The organism is Hydrogenophaga sp. GW456-12-10-14-TSB4 (genome assembly GCF_059424305.1).
Genome location: NZ_JBWKZH010000009.1, coordinates 32,685 through 57,578, shown reverse-complemented (window position 1 = coordinate 57,578; position 24,894 = coordinate 32,685). Strand labels below are relative to the sequence as shown.

Below are 24,894 nucleotides of genomic sequence, written 5' to 3'. Positions count from 1 at the left end.
GCTCACAGCGCCTCCCTCCGCTTGATTTCCTTTTCAATGTATTCCTGGATCTCGCCCCACTCGCGCAGGAAGGTGCGGCGCGTGAGCTCGAACAGACCCAGGCCGGTGAGCATGACCATGGCAGAGCCGAACCAGCTGTTGACGCTGTGGGCGTCCAGCGGCACACCGAGGAAGCGCAGCTCGGAGCCCAGCGTGGTGTTGAGTTGCAGGTGGTAGATCATCTCGATCATGGCCGCCGCGCCCGCCAGCATCACCAGCGCGGTGCCGGCCAGCGCGAGGTAGCTCACCCAGAGTTCGCGCAGGCGCCCGAAGGCCGCCACGCGCAGGTTCATCATGATCAGGCTGGCGATGCCGCCCGGGGCGTAGATCACCATGAACAGGAAGATCAGGCCCAGGTAGAGCAGCCAGGCCTTGGTGAACTCCGAGAGCAACACGAAGGCCAGCACCATGAGGATGCCGCCGATGATGGGCCCGAAGAAGAAGGTGGCGCCGCCCAGGAAGGTGAACAGCAGGTAGGCGCCGGAGCGCGCCGCGCCCACCACCTCGGCGGTGACGATCTCGAAGTTCAGTGCGCCCAGGCCGCCCGAGATGCCGGCAAAGAAGCCGGCGATGATGAAGGCGATGTAGCGCACCCGCTGGGTGTCGTAGCCCACGAACTCCACGCGCTCGGGGTTGTCACGCACGGCGTTGAGCATGCGGCCCAGCGGCGTGCGGGTGAAGGCGAACATGAGCCCGACCGAGATGAAGGTGTAGACGGCGATCAGGTAGTACACCTGCACCTGCGGCCCGTAGGTGATGCCCATGAAGGGCTTGCCGGCCATGCGGTCACCCGAGACGCCGCCTTCGCCGCCGAAGAACTCGGGGATCATGAGCGAGAGCGCGAACACGAGTTCGCCCAGGCCCAGCGTGATCATGGCGAAGGTGGTGCCCGATTTGCGGGTGGTCACGTAGCCGAACAGCACCGCGAAGCCCACGCCGGCGAGGCCGCCCACGATGGGGACCAGCGACACCGGCAAGGGCAGCGAGCCGGCGGTCACGCTGTTGAGCGCGTGGATCGCCAGGAAGGAGCCCAGGCCGGTGTAGACCGCGTGCCCGAAGCTGAGCATGCCGCCCTGCCCCAGCAGGATGTTGTAGGACAGGCAGGCGATGATGGCGATGCCCATCTGCGAGAGCACCGTCATGGCCAGCCCGCTGGTGAAGATCCTCGGCGCCACGATGAGCAGCAGCGCGAAGAGTCCCCAGGTCAGCCAGCGCCCGACGTTGAGCGGCTTGAATTCGTAATGTTTGGAGGTCATCGCTCAGCCCTCCCGTTTGCCGAGCAGGCCGCGCGGCCGGAAGATCAGGATCAGCACCAGGAACAGGTACGGCAGGATGGGCGCGACCTGGGACAGCGTGAGCTTGATGTACGAGTTGTTGGCCACCGCCTCCGGCAGCGGCAGGCCGATCTGCTGGGCCAGCGTGGCCAGCGAATACTCGAAAGCCACGGCAAAGGTCTGGATGACGCCAATGAGGATGGAGGCGACGAAGGCGCCCGAGAGCGAGCCCATGCCGCCCACCACCACCACCACGAAGATCACCGAGCCCACCGTGGCGGCCATGGCCGGTTCGGTGAGGAAGGTGCTGCCGCCGATGACACCGGCCAGGCCGGCCAGCGCGGAGCCCGCGCCGAACACCAGCATGAAGACGCGTGGCACGTTGTGGCCCAGCGATTCGACGGCGTCGGGGTGCGTGAGCGCGGCCTGGATCACCAGGCCGATGCGGGTGCGCGTGAGCAGCAGCCAGACCGAGGCCAGCATGACGATGGCCACGAGCATCATGAAGCCGCGCGTGGCGGGAAACGGCGAGCAGACCACGCGAATGGCGGCGTCGGCGGCGCTGCACAGTTCGGGCGGCGCGGCGCCCCAGACCATGCGCAGGCCGTCGACGGAATGGTTGATCAAGGTGAAGACCGGGCCGCGCAGTTCTTCGGGCGGGCGGAACTCGACCGCGATGCGGCCCCAGATGAGCTGCACCAGCTCGACGATGACGTAGGACAGGCCGAAGGTCACCAGCAGCTCGGGCACGTGGCCGTACTTGTGGACCTTGCGCAGGCACTGGCGCTCGAACGCCGCGCCCAGCAGGCCCACCACGATGGGCGCGATCAGCAGCGCGGGCCAGAAGCCCACGAACTGCGCCACGGTGTACCCCACATAGGCACCCAGCATGTAGAAGCTGGCGTGCGCGAAGTTGAGCACGCCCATCATGCTGAAGATCAGCGTGAGACCCGAACTCAGCATGAACAGCAGGAGCCCGTAGCTCAGCCCGTTCAGCATCGAGATGATGAAAAACTCCATTCCCTCAGACCTTCCTCATCGTTGAAAGTGAAAGAGCCCGATACGGCGACCCGCTCGGGCTCTGTTTCAGGGGTGACAGCGACTCAGGACGGGCGCTTCATGTCGCAGCTGGTGGGCGTGCTCGACACGTAGTTCGGGTACTCCGCCACCGGCGCCAGCGTCATGCCGGTCTTCTCGGGGCTGTAGGGGTACTTGGCATCGGCCTTCTGCCAGACCGACATGTACAGCGGCTGCTGCAGCTGGTGGTCGGTCTTGCGCATCTGCACTTCGCCGTTGAAGCTCTTGACCGTCAGGCCTTCGAGGGCGGCAGCCACCTTCACCGGGTCGGTCGACTTGGCCTTGGCCATGGCCGCACCGAGGAACTCGAAGATGCGGATGGTGGAGCCGGTGTAGAAGTCGTCGTTGTACTTCGTGTTGAATTCCTTCATCCACTTGTCCATCTGCCCACCCATGTTGTAGTGGTTGTAGGCGATCTGGTAGACGCGGCCGGCGCCGTTGGTGCCCAACGCGGTGGGCGTGCCGGTGACGCCGGCGTAGTAGGTGAAGAACTTGCCGGTGTAGCCGTTTTCGTTGGCGGCCTTGATCAGCAGCGAGAGGTCGGAACCCCAGTTGCCGGTGATCACGGTGTCGGCGCCCGAGGCCTTGATCTTGGCGATGTAGGGGGCGAAGTCGCGCGTCTGGGCCAGCGGGTGCAGGTCTTCACCCACCACCTGAATGTCCGGGCGCTTGCGCGCGAGGGCTTCCTTGCCGAACTTCACGACCTGGTGGCCGTGCGAGTAGTTCTGGTTCAGGAAGTACACCTTCTTGATCTCGGGCTGCTTGGCGATGAAGCTGGCCATGGCTTCCATCTTCATCGAGGTGTCGGCATCGAAGCGGAAGTGCCAGTAGCTGCACTTGCTGTTGGTCAGGTCCGGGTCCACGGCGGAGTCGTTGAGGTACAGGACTTCCTTGCCGGGGTTGCGGGCGTTGTGCTTCTCGACGGCGTCGGCCAGCGCCAGCGCGACGGAGGAGCCATTGCCCTGGATGATGTAGCGCGCGCCCTGGTCGATCGCGGCCTTGAGCGCGTTCAGGCTTTCGGCCGGGCTCAGCTTGTTGTCGATCGGGGTGACTTCGAATTTCACGCCGGCCGGGTTGCCCTTGCCGCTGAACTTCTCGGCGAAGAACTGGTAGCCCTTGATCTGGCTCACGCCGACCGGGCCGAGCAGGCCGGTCAGGGGATCGATCCGGATCATCTTGACGGTTTCACCCGCCTGGGCAAACGATGCACCGGCGGCCACCAGCATGGCGGCGCCTGCAACGATCTTCACGGTCAGTTTCATACCTATGTCTCCTTGTTGACGAATCGAACAGGCGCAGCGTAAGGGCTTCTGGTGCGGTGCAGCGTAGGGGATTGCCCGGGCTTCTATCACGCAGGCGACAAGACGCCGCGCGATGGTGCACCCGGGCCCTTTTTCACGCCCCCGGCAGCACGTAGTCCTTGAGCTGCTCGCGCAGGGTCATCTTCTGCATCTTTCCGGTGGCACCCAGCGGGATCGCGTCGACGAACACCACGTCGTCCGGGATCTGCCACTTGGCGATCTTGCCTTCGTAGAAGGCCAGCAATTCCTCGCGGCTGAGTTCGGTGCCGGGTTTCTTCACCACCACCACGATGGGGCGCTCGTCCCACTTGGGGTGCCGCATGCCGACGCAGGCCGCCATGGCCACGGCGGGGTGCGCCATGGCGATGTTTTCCACGTCGATCGAGCTGATCCACTCGCCGCCGGACTTGATCACGTCCTTGCTGCGGTCGGTGATCTGCATGAAGCCGTCGGCGTCGATGGTGGCCACGTCGCCAGTGGGGAACCAGCCATGCCCCTGCGCGTCGTAGCGCAGCGGGTCGCCGCCCTCGCCCTTGAAGTAGCTGGCGATGATCCAGGGACCGCGCACCAGCAGGTCGCCGTAGGCCTTGCCGTCCCAGGGCAGCTCTTCGCCGGCCTCGTTGACGATCTTCATGTCGGCGCCGAAGATGGCGCGGCCCTGCTTGAGGCGCACCTTGAGCTGCTCGGCCGGCGGCAGCGCCAGCTGCGCGTTCTTCAGCGTGCAGACCGTGCCCAGTGGCGACATCTCGGTCATGCCCCAGGCGTGCAGCACTTCCACGCCGTACACGTCGTTGAAGGCGCTGATCATGGCCGGCGGGCAGGCCGAGCCGCCGATGACGGTGCGGTTGAGCGTGCTGAACTTCAGGTTGTTGGCCTGCAGGTGGCCCAGCAGCATCTGCCAGACGGTGGGCACGCCGGCGGCCATGGTCACCTTCTCGGCTTCGATGAGCTCGTAGACCGATTTGCCGTCCAGCGCCGCACCAGGGAACACCAGCTTGCAGCCGACGGCCGCCGCCGCGTAAGGCAGGCCCCAGGCGTTGACGTGGAACATGGGCACCACGGGCAGCACGCTGTCGCGCGCCGAGAGGCACATGGCATCGGGCAGTGCGGCACCGAAAGCGTGCAGCAGCGTGGAGCGGTGCGAGTACAGCGCGGCCTTGGGGTTGCCCGTGGTGCCGCTCGTGTAGCACATGCTCGAGGCCGAGTTCTCGTCGAAGGTCGGCCAGGCGTAGGTCGTGGGCTGCTGGCCCATCCAGGCCTCGTAGCTCTGCAGGCCGGGAATGCCGCTGTCGGCCGGCAGCTTGTCGGCGTCGCACAGGGCGATCCAGTGTTTCACCGTCGGGCACTTGGCCGCCACGGCCTTGACCAGCGGCAGGAAGGTCATGTCGAAACAGACCGCCTTGTCCTCCGCGTGGTTGACGATCCAGACCAGTTGCTCGGGGTGCAGGCGCGGGTTGAGGGTGTGCAGCACGCGGCCGGTGCCGCTCACGCCGAAATACAGTTCCAGATGGCGGTAACCGTTCCAGGCCAGCGTGGCCACACGGTCGCCCTGGGGAAGGCCCAGGCCGTCCAGCGCATTGGCCACCTGGCGCGAGCGGCTCGCGATCTGGCCCCAGGTGCTGCGGTGGATGTCGCCTTCCACACGGCGGGACACGATTTCGCCACTCGCGTGATGCCGCTCGGCATGCACGATCAGCGAAGAAATCAAAAGGGGTTGGCTCTGCATCTGGCCCAGCATGGGGAGTCTCCTGTCGATGAGGGGGTTGGTATCGGCGTTCATCGTAGCGGGTTGCCCCGCACGGTTGCCCCTGGGATATCCAGGGGGAACGCCCTCGGTGTCCGTTGCGGGACACGATACCTCGTCCTTCATCCACATGGTGTTGCGTCGAATGGGTTGAATGGCGGTGGCTTGATCTGCCTCAAGGCACCGCGGTGATCTGCGCGGCGGTGAGTGAGGCGTTGAAACGCACCTGACCGGGCCACGCCGGCCAGGTGGCGCCCAGCGCGGCGTGGTTGGGGTTGCCGCTGCGGGCGAACTGGCCCACGCTGGCCATCATGTGACCCGACAGCGCCAGGCGCCCTGCCCGGTTGGCGTTGCCGCCGATGGCGTTGGCGAACAGCGAGGGGCCGAAGTTGCCGAACACGAACGGCAGGTCGAAGGCGTGCGCCGCGCCGTACACCGTGTTCCAGGGTGCGGGTTGCTGCGCCCAGTCGAACTGGTAGTGCCAGATGTCGGCCTGCTGCGTGCGCAAGGTGTTGAGCACGTTGTCGCGGCCGGCGCCGAAAGAAGCAGCGGTGAGCTGCGCGGCGCGGGCGGTCCAGCCGGTCACGGCGGTGTTGGACGGCACGTAGGCGGCGTTCAGGATGTCGCCCTCGGTCAGCAGCGTCGGCGCGTTCGGGTCGAAGCTGAACAGCAGGTTGAAGAGCTGGGCGTCGGTGACGATGAAGCCGGCCGGCCCGCCCAGCAGGGTCAGGAAGCTGGGGAACAGCTTGCCCTCTTCCGCCGTGGTGCCGGCCAGCACCGGTACCTTGTTGTAGGTACCGGCCGCGAACGCCGCGATCGGGTCCAGCGGCAACACCGTGCCGTCGGGGATCGGGCCCGAGCCCGTGAGGTTGTTGGCCAGCAAAGTGGTGAGCACCGTGGCGCCCGCCTTGCCGCGCAGGTAGTCCGCCACCTGCGGCGCCGATTGCGTGGCGATGTAGGCCTGCGCGGTCGGCAGGTCGACCGCGAGGCCGTCGGCGATCACCAGCCGCGCCAGCAGCGCATTGCCTTGTGCCAGCGAGGTGGACGCCGGGTTGAGCGAGGGAATGGTGCCCGGCGGCAGGTTGGTCGCCAGCGAAATGCCCCCCGAGATCGGCACGGCCTTGTGGAACAGGCCCGCGCCCAGGGGCGAGGCCACCAGCGACCAGACGTTGGTCGCGCCGGCCGACTGGCCCATCAGCGTCACATTGGCCGCGTTGCCGCCGAAAACCGCCGCGTTCTGCTTCACGAACTTGAGGCCCTGCACGATGTCGAGCAGGGCGAAGTTGCCCGAGTCTTCCGCGCTGTCCAGCCCGGTCTTGAGCTGCGGCAGGTTCATGAAACCCAGCACGCCCAGGCGGTAGTTGAGCGTGACCACCACCGCGTTGGCGCTGCGCGCCAGGGCCGCGCCGTCGTAGATCGGGTCGGCGGTGTAGCCGGTGATGTTGCTGCCGCCGTGCACGAACACGATCACGGGCAGCCCCGTGGTGGTGCTGGCGGGCCGCCAGACATTGAGGAACAGGCAGTCCTCGCTGCCCACCGGGGTGTTCAGCGTCGCGCCGATGGTGGCGTCGAAACGGTTGTTGGCGCCCGGGCCGTACAGGCGGCCGTTCTGCAGACAGGCCGCGCCGAACTGCGTGGTGTCGCGCGTGCCGCTCCAGGCCGCCACCGCGGCGGGCGCCTTCCAGCGCCGCGCGCCGACTGGCGGCTGGGCGAACGGAATGCCCTTCCAGGCATAGGTGCCATTGGCCGCCGCGTCGTTGCGGCCCTTGATCGTGCCCTGCGCGATCTGCCGGACCTCGGGCCCTGGCGGCGTCTCGGCGGAACCGCCGCCGCCGCAGGCGGCCAAAGTCAGGCAGGCTGCGCCCGCCACCCACCACCGTGTGTTGCTGCTCATGTCTTGTCTCCTGTCGTTCTTGGAAGCGATAACCCGCTTGCGCCGGGGCCTGAAATCCTTTTGAATTCCAGCTTCCCGCTGACGCCCTCTGACCATCAAAATTCTAGGAACGGGTGCCCGATACACCGCTATCGCAACACGACCAATCGAGTGACTTCACGACGCCACCACCCCAGCCGAAGAAGCAGTTCCGCCCTCTGGGTCAAATGCCTCGCCGACATGTTTGCCTCCCGGGGCCTGGACGCGCCGCGCCTGCTGGCCGGCGCGCGCATCGACGACGCCCTGCTGCAGGACCCGGACGGGCGGGTCGAGGTCGATGACATCACCCGCCTGTGGGAACTCGCCGTCGCCTGGTCGGGCAACCCGGCCCTGGGCATGGACCGCGACCTGCCGGCGCGCCACGTCAACTTCGACATGGTGGGCTACGTGATGCTGGCCAGCCCCACCCTCAAGGCCGGGCTGATCAACCTTTCTCGCTACTACGCCGTGATCTCGGACGCGATCACGCTCGACCTCGAACCCGACGGCAGCAACCACTGGATGGTGCTGGGCCTCATCGGCAACACCCGGCCGCTGCCGCGCCAGCGGCTGGAATACAGCCTGCTGACGGTGGCCACGCTGTGCCGCTGGATCACCCGGCGCGACGTGCAGCCCCAGGCCGTGGAGTTCGTCGACCCCGAGCCGGCGGATGCGCGGCCCTATGTGGCGGCGTTCGGCTGCCCGGTGCGCTTCGGCCAGCCGCGCAACCGGCTGCTGCTGACCAACCGGGACCTGGAGATGCCGCTGCTCTCCAGCGACCCGGTGCTGTTCGACATGCACCAGCGCGTGATCGAATCGCGCCTGGTGCGGCTGGGCCACGCCAGCACCGGCCAGCGCGTGACCGAAGAAATCATCCACCGCCTGCACCTGGGCGAACCGCGCCGCGAAGACATCGCCAGCAGCCTGGCCATGGCCGACCGCACGCTGCAGCGCCGCCTGCGCGAGGAAGACACCAACTTCCAGCAATTGCTCGACGACGCCCGGCGCGACCTGGCGCAGAAGTACCTGGCCGAGGACCGCTACACCCTGACCCAGGTGGCCGACCTGCTGGGCTTTGCCGACCAAAGCAACTTCTTCCGCGCCAACAAGCGCTGGTTCGGCGTGTCGCCGGGGCAGTACCGTGCACGGCTGGCCGAGGCCGAGCCGCTGGCCGAGCCCGATTGACGGGCTCCTGCCCGCGCCTATGACATTCGGGCGGCAATAGAGTATTCGTGCAACGCCCGGTAGCTTTCCCTGGCCAGCGCTCGCAACGACTCGATCCAATCAGCCTGCGAGGGCCATTGGCTCTCCGACAAGGGCTCGTAAATGCGCCTTGCCAGCTGGCACAGCGCCCAAGCCCCGGCTTCACCGCTCATCCCGATCAGCGAATGCAATGCGAATCGACAGCCCGCGAGGTCGTTCGCACTTGCGGCTACCTCAACGTCGCCGACATTTTGTTTGATGACAGGAAGAAGATCCGCCAGCAGTTCGTCCAGCACGCCAAGGCGGTGGTAGTTTTGAAGCCGGTTGATGTCCAGCAAGCCGGGGACCGTGGCAGTGCTCGCGTGAGCTGGAGACAGCACGGGCACAGAATCGGCTGCAGGCGGCGCCAGCCACTCCCGCAGCTTGCTGTACAGGCTCGTCATGTCAACCGGTTTAACCAGCAAATCGCTCATTCCCGCCTTCCGAGCCATCGCAACCATGTCGGCCCCCGAATGCGCCGTCAGCGCCACGATGGGTGCGTTGCGACAAGCCATGCCGCTGGCCCGGATCGCGCTCGCGACCTCCAGGCCATTCATGCCCGGCATCTCGATATCGAGCAGGATCGCATCGCAATGGGCCATGGATTCAAGCAAAGCCAAGGCCTCCTGACCAGAACCCGCTTCAGTCACCACGACCCCGGCATGCCGCAGGTAAGTGGCAACTGCCTTGCGGTTGAATGCGATGTCGTCTGCCAGCAATACCGAACGACCCGCTATCTGCAATGCTCCATCCATATCGGTGGCTGATGCGGTCTGCAACGCACGACACAGCGCATGCAACAAAACGGATTGCTCACACGGTTTGGGCACGAAGCCGTCCATGCCAGCCTTGCGCGTTTTGACCCGGGCTACTGACGCAGGTTCGCTGGAGTGGGCCACGATCCGCAAGCTCCGATCAATGCCTGGATGCCCGGCACGGATGAGCTTCACGACCTCATACCCATCCAAGCCAGGCATGTTCAAGTCGAGCACCATCAGGTCGTAATGTGTGCGCGCCAGCATAGACAAAGCTTGCTCGCCATCGGCACATTCGTCGACCGTCGCACCTGTGGACACAAGCCTCTGACGTGTCACGGTGCGCAGCATGGTCTGATCATCGACCACCAACACACGCCGGCTCTCCAGTAGCCCGCGTGCCTCAAGCAGCGTCGCATTGCGCAGGGCTTCGCTTTCGGCTGCTGTCACTGGCGGAAATTCCAGAGTGAAGCATGTGGACTCGCCAAGCACGGACAAGCAACTGATTCGACCTCCAAATGCCTGCATGACACGCTGGCAGTAGGAAAGGCCGAGGCCGGTGCCACCCTTCTTCCCGCTGGTGTGAAAAGGCTGAAAGAGGCGCTCCAGCACGGCGGGTGGGATGCCAGGCCCGTTGTCGCTCACCCTCACCTGCTGATCGTCGACCGTGATACACAGTTGCAACTGTGGATACGCCAGCGCGTTCTTGATCAGATTGAACAGCACAAACAGGAAGGCGGTTTCGTCGCCATGGAAAACAAAGTCCCGTTCCACATGAAGGCTGACACGCTCACGATGTGAAGCATCTTCGTAGCCAAACTCCTCCACGGCCTTTCTGCAGGAATCACCAGCGGACAGCAGCATGAAGCTGTCGGACCGCAGAGGCTTTTGATGCACCTCGTCCAATGTCATGGAAACGACCTGCAATCCGCGCTGCACTGACAATTCGCCTTGAGCGATGTGACGGTAGAGCGCATCTTGGTCCTCCTGCGTGAGCACTTGGTCCTGAGCCTTCGTGGTGGGAGGCGGCAGCACCTTCTCGATGTTCTCCAGGGTGTATTTCAATTGCCCGAGGGGGTTGCGCATTTCGTGGGCGATGGAGCCGGCAAGCGAGGCGTATGCCTGGCGAACACGTTCAGCGGTAGACCTTTCGACGCACAACTTGAACAGGCTCCCTCCAACCAAAGTCAGCAAAAGGATGGGAACTCTTGCCACGTAGTCATACGGGAGCGTGGGATTGGGATCCGTCACCCAGTACACCCCGAACGCTGCAGAAAAGCCGATCAAGAGCATGAGGATCATGTTGCGTCTATCGGTGATCAGCATGACAAAAAAGACCGCCATCAGCGTATTGCCGACAGCGGCTGGACCACCGCCATTCTTCAATGATGTGAAGACAAAGAAGAATGGCAAGGTGAGCGTGACAGTCACCCAAGAGTAAGGAAAGAAATAAGGTACCAGCGAGCGAGGCCACCGGTAGCGCAGCAGCAAAAGCAAACTTGCTGCAAAGGCCAATGATCTGAGAGCTAGATCGTCGTAAACGGGTTCGTTCTTTGCGAAGCGAAGCAAATAAAAAAGTGGGTATGCGACTGTGCCCAACAGCCCCGCATACAACAGCATTTGAGGGTCGCCTTCGTGGTATTGACGATGTTGATCGAGCAGGCCACGCAAAAACTTCATCATTGTTGAACTCCTGCCAAAGCACGCAACACTTGTGGTGCACGGCCATGGATTAGTGTGTAACTCTTGTCTACCGATGGGTGGTACACATCCGTAGCGAAGGTCGAAAATGCGAAACGGCGATACAGACGTCCAAGCACATGTGTGCAAGACGCAAACAGATCGCCCACGGTGGTGATAGACGAGGCATAGCTAAGCGAGAGGTAAAGGCAGCGCCGCAAGGTGTCGACATCGGCGCGAAAGTCCGGAGCCAGAACAAGGCGCCCTACTTCCCACTGAGTTCCTGTGCGTTCGGGTGCTTGAACGCCAGGCTGCTTTAGCAGCAACTCAGTTAACGTCAAGTCGTGCCCCAGAGGAACCATTCGAATGGTGCCGACGATATGGCCACGCAAGTCAAACTGGCCTACAAAGCCCAACTCGTCTCTTTTTTTTCTAGCGCAGAAAACTGCGCTCCCGAAGTCATGTGCGCACTCAGATCGATCTCATCCCTGAGGTGAAGAATCGACTCGATTTCCGAAGCCGTTTTCAAGTGACGCAAGACGACATCCTGGCTATTCAATACATGCATGTCGAAACCCCTTTCTTTCGATGCAGGCGAACCACTTGCTCCAACAACTGCCCGGTGAGAAATAGGCTCGTCACAGCCACGCGCCTGACCAACTCTTGCTCCTGCTCACGCCCTGCAAAACTCTCCACAGCGTCCTCCACCTGCTGCAAATGGACCAGATCCGCTTCCGCATGCGCTCCGAAAAAGGTCATGTCCTTGCGGGTAAGGCCTATGTCGGTACTGATCTTTGCAATCAGCTCACCGAGATGGCGATGGGCGTCTTCCGCCCAGAAGCTGTAGCCCAACCGAGCCACCGCGCCATAGCGCAAGGCGACCGCGTAGAGGTAGCCGATCAGCGCTTCCGTGGCCGGCAATGGCGCACGTTCAAGATCGGCTTCGTCAAACAGGCCGGCGCTCTTCAAGTCATGCACAACCATGCGCTCATGGCCGAGCTCCTCGGCAGCATGGCGGTAGACGTACTTCAATAGCCCTTCCGGAGCGGGCACGAAGGCCGCCACAGCTTGGTTCATGGAGTTGTGCCGCGAGTAGTGCCACACCTGCAGCATCAGATCGCGATACAGCTCGCCAGGGACAGGCTGCTCCATCAATCGACGCCAGGGCGCACCTTGCTTGATCTCCTCCCATTGAGCGTCCACCGACGCTTGGAGAGTCCGCATGAAATGTTTGCTCATGAAATCCTTTGAGGTTCAATAGAAACGGGGAATCCAAGAACTGGATCAACCGGGGTTGAAGACATTTCTCAACTTCCGGGTGAGGTGCTTGGCTGGCCGAAGTGTCCAAGCAGTGCGGTGCAGGCGAGGCATTTTCAGAACAGAACGCAAGATTTGGTGCACCAGCGTGATAGCTGCAGGAACAAACCAATGAAGGCTTACACCTCTATAGGCCTAAAAAAAGAGGACGGCAGAATTGACCCTGCGCCCCGCCATGTCGGCCCCGATGGGGACAATGGCGGACATGAACCGACCCGTCGACATGGCCGCCCAGCTGGACCTGGGCCTGGCCTGGCACAACCGCTTCGCCAGCCTGGGCGAGGCCTTCTACACCTTCAGAGCCCCCACCCCGCTGCCCTCGCCCCACTGGGTGGGCACCAGCCCGGCCGTGGCCGATCTGCTGGGCCTGGACCGGGCCTGGCTGGCCTCGCCCGCCGCGCTGGACGCCTTCACCGGCAACCTGCCCATCGCCGGCACGCAGCCGCTGGCCAGCGTGTACAGCGGCCACCAGTTCGGCCACTGGGCCGGCCAGCTGGGCGACGGCCGCGCCATCCTGCTCGGCGAGGTGGACACGCCCTCCGGCCCGCAGGAGGTGCAGCTCAAGGGCGCCGGCCTCACGCCGTATTCGCGCATGGGCGACGGGCGCGCGGTGCTGCGCAGCTCGATCCGCGAATTCCTTTGCAGCGAGGCCATGCACGCCCTGGGCATTCCCACCAGCCGCGCGCTGTGTGTGACCGGCTCGCCCGCGCCGGTGCGCCGCGAGGAGATCGAGACCGCCGCCGTGGTCACGCGCGTGGCGCCCAGCTTCATCCGCTTCGGCCACTTCGAGCATTTCTCGCACCACGGCCTGCACGGCGAACTCCGCCAGCTGGCCGACTTCGTGATCGACCGCTTCTACCCCGCCTGCCGCGAAGCGGCGGGCAACCCCTACGCGGCCCTGCTGGAGGCCGTGAGCGCGCGCACCGCCGAGATGGTGGCGCAGTGGCAGGCGGTGGGCTTCTGCCACGGGGTGATGAACACCGACAACATGAGCATCCTGGGCCTGACCATTGACTACGGGCCGTTCCAGTTTCTCGACGCCTTCAACCCCGGCCACGTCTGCAACCACTCGGACACCGGCGGGCGCTACGCCTACAACCGCCAGCCCAACATCGCCTACTGGAACCTGTTCGCGCTGGGCCAGGCGCTGCTGCCGCTCATGGACGACCAGCAGCAGGCGCTGGACGCGCTGGAGCCCTACAAGGCGCTGATGCCGGCCGCGCTGCAGCGCCGCATGAACGCCAAGCTGGGCCTGAGCCGCACGGAAGACGGCGACGCCGAGCTCACCGAGTCGCTGATGAAGCTCATGGCCGCCGACGCGGTGGACTTCACCATCTTCTGGCGCCGCCTGAGCCACGCCGTGGCCGGCGCGCTCGACCCGGTGCGCGACCTGTTCCTGCAGCGCGAGGCCTTCGATGCCTGGGCCGTTCGCTGGCAGGAGCGCCTGCGGGCCGAGACCGGCTTCGATGCCGCTGCCACGCAGGCCCGCATGCTGCGCACCAACCCGCAGGTGGTGCTGCGCAACCACCTGGGCGAAATCGCCATCCAGCGCGCCAAGCAGGGCGACTTCAGCGAGCTCGCCCGGTTGCAATACGCGCTCGAGCACCCATTTGAAGCCCTTGCCGGCCAGGAAGACCTGGCCGCTTTCCCGCCCGATTGGGCCAGCCAGATCGAAATCAGCTGCTCGTCCTAGGAGACCTCCCGATGAACTTTCCCGTCCAGAAAACCGAAGCCGAATGGCGCGAAGTGCTGGCCGCCAAAGGCGCCGAGCCGCGCGCCTTCGACGTGACCCGCCATGCCCACACCGAGCGCCCGTTCACCGGCAAGTTCGAGCAGGTCTGGGCCGACGGCAGCTACCACTGCATCTGCTGCGGCAACCAGCTGTTCGACGCCGACACCAAGTTCGACGCCGGCTGCGGCTGGCCCAGCTTCTCGCTGGCCGTGCCGGGCGCCATCACCGAGATCACCGACCGCAGCCACGGCATGGTGCGCGTGGAAACCGTGTGCAGCCAGTGCGGCGCGCACCTGGGTCACGTGTTCGAGGACGGCCCCGCCCCCACCGGCCTGCGCTACTGCATGAACTCCGCCTCGCTGGAACACCAACCCAAGAAGGACCCCACGCCATGAAAGCCCAGAACATCCTCCAGACCATCGGCGGCACGCCGCACATCCGCGTGCAGCGCCTGTTCGGCGACGCGAGCCAGCAGGTGTGGATCAAGTCCGAGCGCAGCAACCCGGGCGGCTCCATCAAGGACCGCATCGCCCTGTCCATGGTGGAAGACGCCGAGCGCTCGGGCGCGCTCCAGCCCGGCGGCACCATCGTCGAGCCCACCTCGGGCAACACCGGCATCGGCCTGGCCATGGTGGCCGCCGTCAAGGGCTACAAGCTGATCCTGGTGATGCCCGACAGCATGTCGGTCGAGCGCCGCCGCCTGATGCTGGCCTACGGCGCCACCTTCGACCTGACCCCGCGCGAGAAGGGCATGAAGGGCTCGATCGCGCGCGCCGAGGAAATCGTCGCCGCCACGCCGGGCGCGTGGATGCCGCAGCAGTTCAACAACCCGGCCAACGTGGACGTGCACGTGCGCACCACGGCCGAGGAAATCGCGGCCGACTTCCCCGACGGCATCGACGTGCTCATCACCGGCGTGGGCACGGGTGGCCACATCACGGGCGTGGCGCGCGTGCTCAAGGCGCGCTGGCCCCAGCTCAAGGTGTTCGCGGTGGAGCCGGCGGCCTCGCCCGTCATCTCCGGCGGCAACCCCTCGCCCCACCCCATCCAGGGCATCGGCGCGGGCTTCATCCCCAACAACCTCGACACCAGCCTGCTCGACGGCGTGATCCAGGTCGATGCGGAGCCGGCGCGCGAGATGGCGCGGCGCAGCGCACGCGAAGAAGGCATCCTGGTCGGCATCTCCTCGGGTGCCACGCTGGCGGCCATCGCGCAGAAGCTGCCCGAGCTGCCGGCCAAGGCCGTGGTGCTGGGCTTCAACTACGACACCGGTGAACGGTATCTCTCGATCGAAGGCTTCCTCCCGGCATGAAAAACCTCTCCGACATCCGCCTGTCCATGCTCGACCTGGTGGCCGTGCGCGAAGGCGGCACCGTGGCCGACGCGCTGGCGGTGGCCCTGCGCACCGCCCAGCACGCCGAGTCGCTCGGTTTCACGCGCTACTGGCTGGCCGAACACCACAACATGAGCGGCATCGCCAGCTCGGCCACGGCCGTGCTGATCGGCCACATCGCGGGTGGCACGAAGCGCATGCGCATCGGCTCGGGCGGCGTCATGCTGCCCAACCACGCGCCGCTGGTGGTGGCCGAAGCCTTCGGCACCCTGGCCGAGCTCTATCCCGGCCGCATCGACCTGGGCCTGGGCCGCGCCCCCGGTACCGACCCGCACACCATGCGCGCGCTGCGGCGCGACCGCGTGGAGACCGAGGCGGACTTCCCGCGCGACGTCGCCGAGCTGCAGCACCTGCTGGGCCCGGCCTCGCCCGGCCAGCGCCTGATCGCCAACCCCGGCGCGGGCACCAACGTGCCGATCTGGCTGCTGGGCTCGAGCCTGTTCTCCGCGCAACTGGCGGCCGAGCGCGGCCTGCCCTACGCTTTCGCCTCGCACTTCGCGCCGCGCCTGCTGCTGCAGGCGCTGAACGTCTACCGCACGCACTTCCAGCCTTCGGCCACGCTGGCCGAGCCCTACGCCGTCGTGGGCGTGCCGCTGGTGGCCGCGCCCACCGACGAAGAGGCCGAGTACCTCGCGAGCAGCACCTACCAGCGCGTGCTGGGCATCCTCACCGGCAAGCGCGGCCAGCTGCCGCCGCCGGTGAAGGGCTTCATGCAGGGCCTGCACGCGCAGGAGCAGGCGGCGATCGCCGACTTCCTCGCCGCGGCCGTGATCGGCGGGCCGGAGACGGTGCGCGCGGGCCTGCAGTCGCTGGCCCAGGTGACGCAGGCCGACGAGTTCATGATCGTGAGCGACCTGTTCGACCCCGCGTTGCGGCTGCGCTCGCTGAGCATCGCCGCCGAGGCCATGGCCACGCAGGCCGACACACAGGCGGCCTGAGCGTCAGACGCCGCCGCGCACCATCTGCATCACCTGGCCGGCATCCAGGGTCGCCGCCTTCTGCTGGATCTGCGGCAGGTACTGCGCCTGCATCTGCTTGGCCGGGCCCAGCAGGTCCTGGAAGCTCTGCTTGAGCAGTTCGGTGCTCATCACACGGCCGCCCGCGTAGTAGCGCCTGGCCACCTGGCCCAGCGCGTAGGTGGTGGCGAACGAAAACGCCATGCCGGTGGCCGCGCCGCCCAGGCGGCCCACCGTGCGCCCGGCCGCCTTGCCCAGCAGGCCGCCGAGCAGCTTGCGACCGAACTGCTCCAGGTACTGCGAGGTCAGGCCCACGCCCACCGCCGCGATGAACTCGCGGATGTGGCCTTGATCCAGCTCCACGCCGTGCGCCTTGCCGATGGCGTAGACCATCTTCACCTGCAGCGGAATGATGGCCATCGAGGCCCAGGATTGCGGCAGCAGCTCCAGCGCGCCGTTGAGCAGAGCGTAGTTGAGGATGGATTTGTCCAGATCCACGCCCGGCGCCACGCTGGCGGCGACCACCGGAGGCGCCACGGGCGCGGCCACCGGCACGGCCTTCTCCGCCGCGTCCACAACGGCATCGGCCTCGCGCTCGAAGGCAGCGGCCTCGCCCGCGTCCAGCTTCAGACGGGCCTTGAGGTCGGCCAGGAAGGCGGCCTCGGCCGGGCTTTGCCGTCCGTCGGCGTCGCACACGCAGACCGCCATTTCGTAGGCGAGCTGCCGTTGCCCGGCGTCCTGCAGGCCGGCCACGGCCTCGGCCAGCGACACGCGCTTGAGCAACACGTCCTGGTACAGGCGCACCAGCACGGTGCCGCCCGATTCGTGCGGCAGCGATTCGGCCATGCGCCGGATCGCTTCGCGCTCGGCGTCGGCCTTGTTGCCGTCGGCGAACGCGGCCAGCAAGGCGATGGAGAGGATGGACTGCTGTTCCTGTGGGGTCATGCGCGGTGGGCTCCTGGAGAAAGGGTGAATCGGGACCGGGGATGCGATAGAGAGCCTTTGCGGGGCCGCAAGTTCCGCCCGCCGCCAGGTCCAAAGCCCCGCTTAAGGATGCGTCATATCCAAGCCCGATAATCGCCCCATGCGTTTTCTCATCGATTTTTTCCCTATCGGGCTTTTCGTGGTGGCCTACAAGATGGCCGACATCTACACCGCCACTGGCGTGCTGATGGTCGCCACGCTGATCCAGACCGCCCTGATCTACGCGCTCGACCGCAAGCTGCAGACCCTGCACAAGGTCACGCTGGTGCTGGTGCTGGTGTTCGGTGCGCTCACGCTGTTCCTGCAGGACGAGCGCTTCATCAAATGGAAGCCGACGGTGCTCTACGCGAGCATGGCCATCGTGCTGGCCGCGGCGCTGTGGATCTGGAAGAAGAACTTCCTGCAGATCCTGCTGGGCAGCCAGCTCAACCTGCCGACCGACGTGTGGGCCCGGCTCACCGTGGCCTGGGTCGGGTACTTCCTGTTCATGGCCGGCATCAACGCCTACGTGGCGGCCTACTACTCGACCGAAGACTGGGTGAACTTCAAGCTCTGGGGCTACGTGTTCCCGGTGGTCTTCATCGTCGGCCAGGGCCTGTACATCGCTCGCTACCTGAAGGACGACGACGCTGTGGAGAAGAAGCCATGAGCGGCGCCGTGGCGCCCACCGCCGCCGCGATCGAGGCGCGCCTGCGCGAGGCCCTCGCACCCACCGTGCTGGAGGTGCTGGACGAAAGCGCGGCCCACGCCGGCCACGCGGGCGCCAACGGCCTGGGCTATGGCACGCATTTCCGGGTGCGCATCGGCGGGCCCGCGTTCGCCGGCCGCACGCGGGTGGCGCAGCACCGCCTTGTGTATGATGCGCTGCAAAAATTCACCGAGGCCGGGCTGCATGCCCTGGCCATCGAAATCAAGGCCTGACGGCCCACGACACCTCATTCAGCCGCTACGTTCTGATACCTGTTTGCTGAAACCCCGTCCCTGGCGGCGGCTCCAACCCCCTTTTATCCTGAGGAACACCATGAAATTTTCCCTGACGGCCCTCACCGCGGCTGCCCTCATCACGGCAGCGCCCTGGGCCCTGGCCCAGAACGTGGCCATCGTCAACGGCAAGCCCGTTCCCACGGCGCGCCTGACGGTGCTGGAGCAGCAGATCGCCGCCTCCGGCCGCCCGGTGGACGACAACGTGCGCGCCCAGCTCAAGGAAGAAGTGGTGCTGCGCGAAGTCTTCATGCAGGAAGCGCAGAAGCGCGGCATCGCCGCCACCGAGGAATACAAGAACCAGATGGAACTGGCGCGCCAGACCATCATGATCCGCGCCCTCTTCACCGACTTCCAGAAGAAGAACCCGGTGACCGACGCGGACGTGAAGGCCGAGTACGACAAGTTCGTGGCGGCCAACGGCGGCAAGGAATACCGCGCCCGCCACATCCTGGTGGAAAAGGAAGACGAAGCCAAGGCCATCATCGCCAGCCTCAAGAAGGGCGGCAAGTTTGAAGAGATCGCCAAGAAGCAGTCGAAGGACCCGGGCTCCGGCGCCAACGGTGGCGACCTGGACTGGGCGGCCGCCGCCAGCTACGTGCCGGAATTCTCCGAAGCCATGATCAAGCTCGAAAAGGGCCAGCTGACGCCGGAGCCGGTGAAGACGCAATTCGGCTGGCACATCATCCGCGTGGACGACGTGCGCACCGCCGAGCTGCCCAAGCTGGAAGACATCAAGCCGCAGATCGAGCAGCAGATGCAGCAGCAGAAGCTGGCCGAGTTCCAGAAGACCCTGCGCGAAAAGGCCAAGATCCAGTAAGGCGTTTCGCCTCTTGCACAAAAAAGCGCGGCCAGTCTGCGCTTTTTTTTACCGCATTTGCGCGGCGAGCCCCACCAGACCCAGCAACACCGGCTGGTGCAGCAGGTAGTAGGACAGGCTCCACTGCCCCATCTTGACCAGGCCTCGCCGCAGCCCGGTGGCCGCCGCATCGGCCGTGCCCAGCCAGTGCGGCCGGTGCACAAGCGCCCATTGGCCGGCCGCCATGCCCCACCACATCACGCCCAGCCAGGGCGCCAGCGGCACGTAGTCTTCGGTGATCGGCTTGCGACTGATCAGGCCCAGCCAGTTGAGCGCCGGGCCGTTGAACACGTCCAGCACCGGCCAGGCGGCGATGGCGTGCGGCGCGGCGAATTTGAGGCCGATCACCAGCGCCCCCAGCCACCACAGCCAGGCGCCCCACCCCGCCGTGAGCCGCACGATGACCAGCATGGCCGCGATGCCGTGCAGCACGCCGAAGTAGATGAAGCTGTTGGGGAACATCGCCACCGAGCCGGCCGTCACGAGCAGCGCCGCGCCGGCCACCTGCAACCAGCGTTTCCAGAAGCGCGCCCAGCTCTGTCCCTGGTGCAGGGCGACGGCCTGGGACAGACCGGCGGTGAACAGGAACAGGCTGACGATGGCGGTGCGCTGCCCGGTCCAGACCGGGTCGCGGTAGAAGTCCTGGTTGATGAAACCGAAGAAGTCCAGGTCGAAGCAGAAATGGAACGCGGTCATCCACAGCATGGCCGCCGCGCGCAGCAGGTCGATGCGGTCGAGGCGCTGTGCCATGGCGAGACCCTCAGGCGGACGCGCGGTGGATGCCCAGCAGCATCCCGGCCAGGGCCTGGGGCTCGCTCACCATCGGGTCGTGCCCGGTGGCCAGTTCCAGCACCTGCCAGCCGGGTTCGCGCCGCACGCGTTCACGGGCGGGCGCGATGGTCGCCAGGGCGGGCGAGGTGCAGTCGATGAAGCTGCGGGGCACGGCGGCGACGCGCTCGCCGTCGAAGTCCAGCGGCTGCTGGTACAGGCGGAAAGGCTGCGGCGTCTGGCGGCGGTTCACCCAGTCGCGGTCGGCGCCTTCCAGCCCGAACAGGCTGGCGTCGGGCGGCGGAAAGCTCAGGCCACCGCTGGGTTTCGCGGCATCGGTGCGGGCCTGCTTGGTTTCGGCCGAGTGGTGGCTGCTCCAGCTGTCGCCGGGGTAAGGCACGGCCGCGTCGAGGTACACCAGATGGGCCAGGGTGCCGGGGCGCTCGCGCTGCAGGCGGTCGGCCACGCCGGTGACCACCACGCCTGCGTAGCTGTGCCCCACCAGCACGATGCGCTGCAGCTCTTCGGCCTCGATCAGGCCGACCACGTCCTGGATGTGGGTGTGCAGGTCCACCGCCGGGCTCAGCAGGTGGGCGCGTTCGCCCACGCCGGTGAGGGTGACGGCATGCGCCTCCACGCCCGCACCCCGCAGCAGCGGCAGCACGCGGCGCCAGCACCAGGCGCCGTGCCAGGCCCCGTGGACCAGCACGAAAGCGGTTTTTGAGGTGTCGGGGCTTGGGGACATGGGCGTTCTCCGGGACAATATCGGGCTGTTTTTCCTGGCCCGATTCTGCCCGCTCCACGACCGCCATGCTGCCTCACCAGATTGAACTGCTCTCCCCCGCCCGCGACGCCGACATCGGCATCGAGGCGGTGAACCACGGCGCCGACGCGATCTACATCGGCGGGCCGTCGTTCGGCGCGCGCACCAGCGCCGACAACCGCGTGCAGGACATCGCGCGCCTGACCCGGCATGCGCACCGCTTCGGCAGCCGCGTCTACGTGACGATGAACACCATCCTGCGCGACGACGAACTCGAAGGCGCGCGCAAGCTGGCCTGGCAGCTGTACGACGCGGGCGCGGACGCCCTCATCATCCAGGACATGGGCCTGCTGGAGATCGACCTGCCCCCGATCCAGCTGCACGCGAGCACGCAGACCGACATCCGCACGCCCGAGAAGGCGCGCTTCCTGCAGGACGCCGGTTTGTCCAAGCTGGTGCTGGCGCGCGAGCTGACGCTGCCGCAGATCGCCGCCATCCGCGATGCGCTCGACGCCGAGCGCTGCCTGATCGAGTTCTTCATCCACGGCGCGCTTTGCGTGGCCTACAGCGGCCAGTGCTACGTGAGCCACGCCCACACCGGCCGCAGCGCCAACCGGGGCGACTGCTCGCAGGCCTGCCGCCTGCCCTATGAGGTGAAGGACAGCCAGGGCCGCATCGTCGCGCACGACAAGCACGTGCTCTCGATGAAGGACAACAACCAGAGCGACAACCTGCGCGAACTCATCGAGGCGGGCGCGCGCAGCTTCAAGATCGAGGGCCGCTACAAGGACATGGGCTACGTCAAGAACATCACGGCGCACTACCGCGTGCTGTTCGACCAGATCCTGGAAGAGCGCCCCGAGCTGGGCCGCGCGTCCAGCGGCCGCTGCACCTTCGGCTTCACGCCCGACCCCGATCAAAACTTCAACCGCGAGTTCACCGACTACTTCGTGCAGGGCCGCCAGGAGGACATCGGCGCCTTCGACACGCCCAAGAACCCCGGCCGACCCATCGGCTGGGTGACCCAGGTCGGGCCCCATTTCGTCGAGCTGGAGACCGACGACCCGGCCACCGTGGTGCACAACGGCGACGGCCTGTGCTATCTCGATCTGCACAAGGAACTGGTGGGCCTGCAGATCAACCGCGCCGAGCCCGCGGGCACGCCGGGCCGCTGGCGCGTGTTCCCCAAGGACGCCATCGAAGGCCTGCGCCACCTCAAGCGCGGCACGGTGGTCAACCGCAACCGCGACATGGACTGGGTGCGCACGCTGGAGAAAAAGTCCGCCGACCGCCGCATCGGCGTCTGGCTGCGGCTGGACGAGACGGCCGAGGGCCTGACGCTGACCGCGACCGACGAGGACGGCCACTGCGCCGCCGCCGCCCTGCCCGGCTCCCTGGAGCCGGCCAAGGACCCGGCGCAGGCCGAGGCCCGGCTGCGCGAGGGCCTGGCGCGCCTGGGCGAGACGGTGTTCGAGCCGATCGACGTGTCGCTGCAGCTGTCACAGCCCTGGTTCGTGCCGGCCTCGCTGCTCAACCCGCTGCGGCGCGACGCCATCGCCGCCCTGGAAGCGGCGCGCGCGTCGGCCTGGCAGCGCCTGCCCCGCGCCACCCCGGTGCAGCCGCCGGTGAACTACCCGGAAGACACGCTCACCTACCTGGCCAACGTGTACAACCACAAGGCGCGCGACTTCTACGCGAAGCACGGCGTGAAGGTGATCGCCTCGGCCTACGAGAGCCACGAGGAAGAAGGCGAAGTGAGCCTGATGATCACCAAGCACTGCGTGCGCTTCTCGCTCAGCCTGTGCCCCAAGCAGGCCAAGGGTGTCACCGGCGTGCAGGGCACGATCCGCGCCGAGCCCATGAGCATCACGCACGGCAACGAGAAGCTCACCCTGCGCTTCGACTGCAAGCCCTGCGAGATGCACGTGGTCGGGCGCATCAAGCCCGCCGTGATGCAGGCCGTGCCCGCCAGTCCGCTGAAGTTCTACCGCACGCGCCCCACCGCCGGAGCGTGAGCCTCAGGCGGGCTTGGCGGCGCCGCGCAGGCGTTTGCCCACGCTCACCAGGGCCAGCACCACGCCACCCGCAACCAGCCCCGCGAGCGCACCCGCCAGGCTGGACGCCAGCGAACCGATCCAGCCCAGCGTGGCAGCGAAGGCCTCGATGCCGTGGCCCAGCGCCGGGATGCCGTGCACCAGAATGCCGCCGCCGACCAGGAACATGGCAGCGGTGCCGACGATCGACAGCGTCTTCATCAGCCAGGGCGCCGCCGCGAGGATGCCGCGACCCAGGGACTGCTTCCAGGCGGCCGCCTGCCGGTTGAGGTGCAGGCCGAGGTCGTCGAGCTTGACGATGCCGGCCACCAGGCCGTAGACGCCGACGGTCATGATCAGCGAGATGCCCACCAGCACGGCGATGCGCTGGCCCATGCCGACGGCGGCCACCGTGCCCAGCGTGATGACGATGATCTCGGCCGAAAGAATGAAATCGGTGCGCACCGCGCCCTTGATCTTCTGCTTCTCGAACGCGACGAGGTCGACGTTTTCATTGGCCACGGCCTCGACCAGTTCCTCGCGGTGCGCCGCGTCTTCGGCCTTGTGCGGGCCGAAGGCGTGCCACAGCTTCTCGGCGCCCTCGAAGCACAGGAACAGGCCGCCGAGCATCAGCAGCGGCGTGATGGCCCAGGGGGCGATCACGCTGATGACCAGCGCGCTGGGCACCAGGATGGCCTTGTTCATCAGCGAGCCCTTGGCCACGGCCCAGACCACGGGCAGTTCGCGATCGGCCTTCACGCCAGTGACCTGCTGCGCGTTGAGTGCCAGGTCGTCGCCCAGCACGCCGGCGGTCTTCTTGGCCGCCAGCTGGGTCATGGCGGCCACATCGTCCGCCACCGCGGCGCTCTTGCGCGCGGCCACCTTGGTCATCAGGGCCACATCGTCCAGGATGGTGGCGATGTCGTCGATCAGCGCGAGCAGACTGGTACCGGCCATGGGGCGGCCCTTTCAGGAATGGGGGTGGTCGTTGGAGGGCCAGACGGGCGGAAACAGGGGATCGTCGAGCTCGGCACCGTCGGCCATGCGCTCGGCCAGGCCGGGAAATGGCGGCGAGGTGCGCCAGGGCCGGGGCGCGTGCCGCGCGTCTTCGCCCAGGTAGCGGGCGGAGAACACGCGCCGGCGCTGGCCCGGGCCGACGCCGCTGGAGGCGTGCAGCGCAAGCATGTGGAAGGCCACGCAGTCGCCGGGTTCCAGGGCCCAGGCCAGCTGGCGGAAGCGCTCGGGTTCGGCGTCGATGGCGGGCAGTTCGGCCAGCGTGCCTTCGGGGAACCAGCGGGCCTGCTGGTCGCGGAAGGTGCGCGGCATGTACCAGGTGCCGGCGTGCGAACCGGCCACGAAACGCAGCGTGCTGGCCAGCGGCACCGGGTCCACGGGAATCCAGAAGCTCACGTTCTGGCGGCCGCTGACGTTGTAGTACGGCTGGTCCTGGTGCCAGGGCGTGGGCTGGCGCGTGCCGGGTTCCTTGACCAGCAGGTGGTCGTGGTAGATCCGGGCCGTGCGGCTGTGCATGAGCTGGGTGGCGATGTGCGGCAGGGCCGACTCGCGCAGGATGCGCTGGTACGAGGGGTTGTCCTGCCAGGTGCAGAAGTCCTCGACGAAACGGCCCGGGTCATCGGGTTCGCTGGCGACCAGCGCCAGGGGGCTGAGGTTCGCCAGGTTGTGCTCGATGCCGCGTTCGAGCAGGGCCAGCTCGTCCGCATTGAACACCCCGCGCAGCACCACGGCGCCGTCGGCGGCGAAATCGGTGGCCGTGCCCTCAGGCAGAAAGAACTCGCGTGCCATGCGTCATCTCCCCTTGGCGGGTTTCTCCCGCTTGCGCCAGTAGGTGAAAGCTTCCTCGTGGACCTCGATGTCGAGCTCGGCCACGCGCGCCTGCAGGCGCTCCTGCACGTCGGCCACGGCCTGGTTGTAGACCACGGGGGCGATCTCTTCCAGGAAGAAGCCCAGCAGGCCACCGGCGGCGATGTTGCCGATGCGCTCGTCCATGTTCGCCTCGAAGTAGCGCTGGATCGAGGCGATCGCCTCGTCGCGGGTGGCCTTGGGCAGCTCGATGGCCATGTTCG

Annotated in this window: 23 protein-coding genes; 9 read left to right on the top strand and 14 right to left on the bottom strand. The window is 66.5% G+C overall.

Going from position 1 to position 24,894, the window contains the following annotated elements; all coding sequences use genetic code 11:
- Positions 1-2: 2 nt before the first annotated feature.
- The 5 genes from AC07ZS_RS06980 to AC07ZS_RS06960 all read right to left on the bottom strand — a co-directional run bounded on the left by AC07ZS_RS06980 (position 3) and on the right by AC07ZS_RS06960 (position 7,329).
- Positions 3-1,295: a branched-chain amino acid ABC transporter permease gene (locus AC07ZS_RS06980; protein ID WP_494797861.1), complete on the bottom strand. Its 1,293-nt coding sequence runs from the start codon at positions 1,293-1,295 to the stop codon at positions 3-5.
- 3 nt (positions 1,296-1,298) lie between these two features.
- Positions 1,299-2,333: a branched-chain amino acid ABC transporter permease gene (locus AC07ZS_RS06975; protein ID WP_494797860.1), complete on the bottom strand. Its 1,035-nt coding sequence runs from the start codon at positions 2,331-2,333 to the stop codon at positions 1,299-1,301.
- 83 nt (positions 2,334-2,416) lie between these two features.
- Positions 2,417-3,652 carry a branched-chain amino acid ABC transporter substrate-binding protein gene (locus AC07ZS_RS06970; RefSeq protein WP_494797859.1) on the bottom strand — a complete coding sequence of 412 codons (1,236 nt, stop codon included), beginning with the start codon at positions 3,650-3,652 and terminating at the stop codon, positions 2,417-2,419.
- A gap of 133 nt (positions 3,653-3,785) precedes the next feature.
- A complete protein-coding gene (locus AC07ZS_RS06965) occupies positions 3,786-5,429 on the bottom strand; it encodes a 3-(methylthio)propionyl-CoA ligase (protein ID WP_494797858.1) in 1,644 nt (547 codons plus the stop codon).
- 181 nt (positions 5,430-5,610) lie between these two features.
- Positions 5,611-7,329, bottom strand: a complete 1,719-nt coding sequence (locus tag AC07ZS_RS06960; RefSeq protein ID WP_494797857.1) for a carboxylesterase/lipase family protein — start codon at positions 7,327-7,329, stop codon at positions 5,611-5,613.
- A 219-nt stretch (positions 7,330-7,548) separates the two neighbouring features.
- Here AC07ZS_RS06960 and AC07ZS_RS06955 point away from each other — a divergent pair, with 219 nt between their 5' ends.
- Entirely contained in the window at positions 7,549-8,532 is a 984-nt protein-coding gene (locus AC07ZS_RS06955; protein WP_494797856.1) for an AraC family transcriptional regulator, read from the top strand.
- A 17-nt stretch (positions 8,533-8,549) separates the two neighbouring features.
- Here the strand turns inward: AC07ZS_RS06955 and AC07ZS_RS06950 are convergent, their stop codons facing one another.
- The 3 genes from AC07ZS_RS06950 to AC07ZS_RS06940 all read right to left on the bottom strand — a co-directional run bounded on the left by AC07ZS_RS06950 (position 8,550) and on the right by AC07ZS_RS06940 (position 12,263).
- Entirely contained in the window at positions 8,550-11,027 is a 2,478-nt protein-coding gene (locus AC07ZS_RS06950; protein WP_494797855.1) for an ATP-binding response regulator, read from the bottom strand.
- Positions 11,024-11,416 carry an N-acyl amino acid synthase FeeM domain-containing protein gene (locus tag AC07ZS_RS06945; protein WP_494797920.1) on the bottom strand — a complete coding sequence of 131 codons (393 nt, stop codon included), beginning with the start codon at positions 11,414-11,416 and terminating at the stop codon, positions 11,024-11,026. Before AC07ZS_RS06945 ends, AC07ZS_RS06950 begins: the two co-directional genes overlap by 4 nt.
- A gap of 163 nt (positions 11,417-11,579) precedes the next feature.
- Positions 11,580-12,263, bottom strand: a complete 684-nt coding sequence (locus AC07ZS_RS06940) for an iron-containing redox enzyme family protein (RefSeq protein ID WP_494797854.1) — start codon at positions 12,261-12,263, stop codon at positions 11,580-11,582.
- A gap of 283 nt (positions 12,264-12,546) precedes the next feature.
- Between AC07ZS_RS06940 and AC07ZS_RS06935 the strand changes: the two genes are divergently transcribed.
- From AC07ZS_RS06935 to AC07ZS_RS06920, 4 genes are read left to right on the top strand one after another with little or no spacing between them, the layout of a single operon-like run.
- Positions 12,547-14,034 (top strand): protein adenylyltransferase SelO, encoded by a 1,488-nt coding sequence (locus tag AC07ZS_RS06935; protein ID WP_494797853.1) that lies wholly within the window; start codon positions 12,547-12,549, stop codon positions 14,032-14,034.
- An 11-nt stretch (positions 14,035-14,045) separates the two neighbouring features.
- Positions 14,046-14,468 carry a peptide-methionine (R)-S-oxide reductase MsrB gene (gene msrB / locus AC07ZS_RS06930; protein WP_494797852.1) on the top strand — a complete coding sequence of 141 codons (423 nt, stop codon included), beginning with the start codon at positions 14,046-14,048 and terminating at the stop codon, positions 14,466-14,468.
- Positions 14,465-15,385: a cysteine synthase A gene (cysK, locus tag AC07ZS_RS06925; protein ID WP_494797851.1), complete on the top strand. Its 921-nt coding sequence runs from the start codon at positions 14,465-14,467 to the stop codon at positions 15,383-15,385. Before msrB ends, cysK begins: the two co-directional genes overlap by 4 nt.
- Positions 15,382-16,404, top strand: a complete 1,023-nt coding sequence (locus tag AC07ZS_RS06920; RefSeq protein ID WP_494797850.1) for an LLM class flavin-dependent oxidoreductase — start codon at positions 15,382-15,384, stop codon at positions 16,402-16,404. Before cysK ends, AC07ZS_RS06920 begins: the two co-directional genes overlap by 4 nt.
- Before the next feature lie 3 nt (positions 16,405-16,407).
- Here the strand turns inward: AC07ZS_RS06920 and AC07ZS_RS06915 are convergent, their stop codons facing one another.
- A complete protein-coding gene (locus AC07ZS_RS06915; protein ID WP_494797849.1) occupies positions 16,408-17,367 on the bottom strand; it encodes a YcjF family protein in 960 nt (319 codons plus the stop codon).
- A 139-nt stretch (positions 17,368-17,506) separates the two neighbouring features.
- On the opposite strand from AC07ZS_RS06915, the gene AC07ZS_RS06910 reads away from it, so the two are divergent.
- The 3 genes from AC07ZS_RS06910 to AC07ZS_RS06900 all read left to right on the top strand — a co-directional run bounded on the left by AC07ZS_RS06910 (position 17,507) and on the right by AC07ZS_RS06900 (position 19,207).
- The gene (locus AC07ZS_RS06910; RefSeq protein ID WP_494797848.1) at positions 17,507-18,055 is read left to right on the top strand and encodes a septation protein A; all 549 of its coding nucleotides are present in this window, start codon (positions 17,507-17,509) and stop codon (positions 18,053-18,055) included.
- The gene (locus AC07ZS_RS06905) at positions 18,052-18,327 is read left to right on the top strand and encodes a BolA family protein (RefSeq protein ID WP_494797847.1); all 276 of its coding nucleotides are present in this window, start codon (positions 18,052-18,054) and stop codon (positions 18,325-18,327) included. Before AC07ZS_RS06910 ends, AC07ZS_RS06905 begins: the two co-directional genes overlap by 4 nt.
- A gap of 100 nt (positions 18,328-18,427) precedes the next feature.
- Complete coding sequence (locus tag AC07ZS_RS06900; protein WP_494797846.1) at positions 18,428-19,207, top strand: peptidylprolyl isomerase; 780 nt, start codon at positions 18,428-18,430, stop codon at positions 19,205-19,207.
- 48 nt (positions 19,208-19,255) lie between these two features.
- Here AC07ZS_RS06900 and AC07ZS_RS06895 read toward each other — a convergent pair whose 3' ends face one another.
- Both AC07ZS_RS06895 and AC07ZS_RS06890 read right to left on the bottom strand, forming a co-directional pair.
- On the bottom strand, positions 19,256-19,996 hold the full coding sequence (locus AC07ZS_RS06895) for a heparan-alpha-glucosaminide N-acetyltransferase (RefSeq protein WP_494797845.1): 741 nt from the start codon (positions 19,994-19,996) through the stop codon (positions 19,256-19,258).
- 10 nt (positions 19,997-20,006) lie between these two features.
- On the bottom strand, positions 20,007-20,759 hold the full coding sequence (locus AC07ZS_RS06890; RefSeq protein ID WP_494797844.1) for an alpha/beta hydrolase: 753 nt from the start codon (positions 20,757-20,759) through the stop codon (positions 20,007-20,009).
- Between the two features lie 65 nt (positions 20,760-20,824).
- Here AC07ZS_RS06890 and AC07ZS_RS06885 point away from each other — a divergent pair, with 65 nt between their 5' ends.
- Positions 20,825-22,792, top strand: coding sequence for a peptidase U32 family protein (locus AC07ZS_RS06885; protein ID WP_494797843.1), 1,968 nt, complete (start codon positions 20,825-20,827; stop codon positions 22,790-22,792).
- A 3-nt stretch (positions 22,793-22,795) separates the two neighbouring features.
- On the opposite strand, the gene AC07ZS_RS06880 is transcribed toward AC07ZS_RS06885, so the two are convergent.
- From AC07ZS_RS06880 to AC07ZS_RS06870, 3 genes are read right to left on the bottom strand one after another with little or no spacing between them, the layout of a single operon-like run.
- Positions 22,796-23,767, bottom strand: a complete 972-nt coding sequence (locus tag AC07ZS_RS06880) for a DUF808 domain-containing protein (RefSeq protein ID WP_494797842.1) — start codon at positions 23,765-23,767, stop codon at positions 22,796-22,798.
- A 12-nt stretch (positions 23,768-23,779) separates the two neighbouring features.
- Positions 23,780-24,613: a phytanoyl-CoA dioxygenase family protein gene (locus AC07ZS_RS06875; protein ID WP_494797841.1), complete on the bottom strand. Its 834-nt coding sequence runs from the start codon at positions 24,611-24,613 to the stop codon at positions 23,780-23,782.
- 3 nt (positions 24,614-24,616) lie between these two features.
- Positions 24,617-24,889 (bottom strand): DUF2164 domain-containing protein, encoded by a 273-nt coding sequence (locus AC07ZS_RS06870; RefSeq protein WP_494797840.1) that lies wholly within the window; start codon positions 24,887-24,889, stop codon positions 24,617-24,619.
- Between the last annotated feature and the right edge of the window lie 5 nt (positions 24,890-24,894).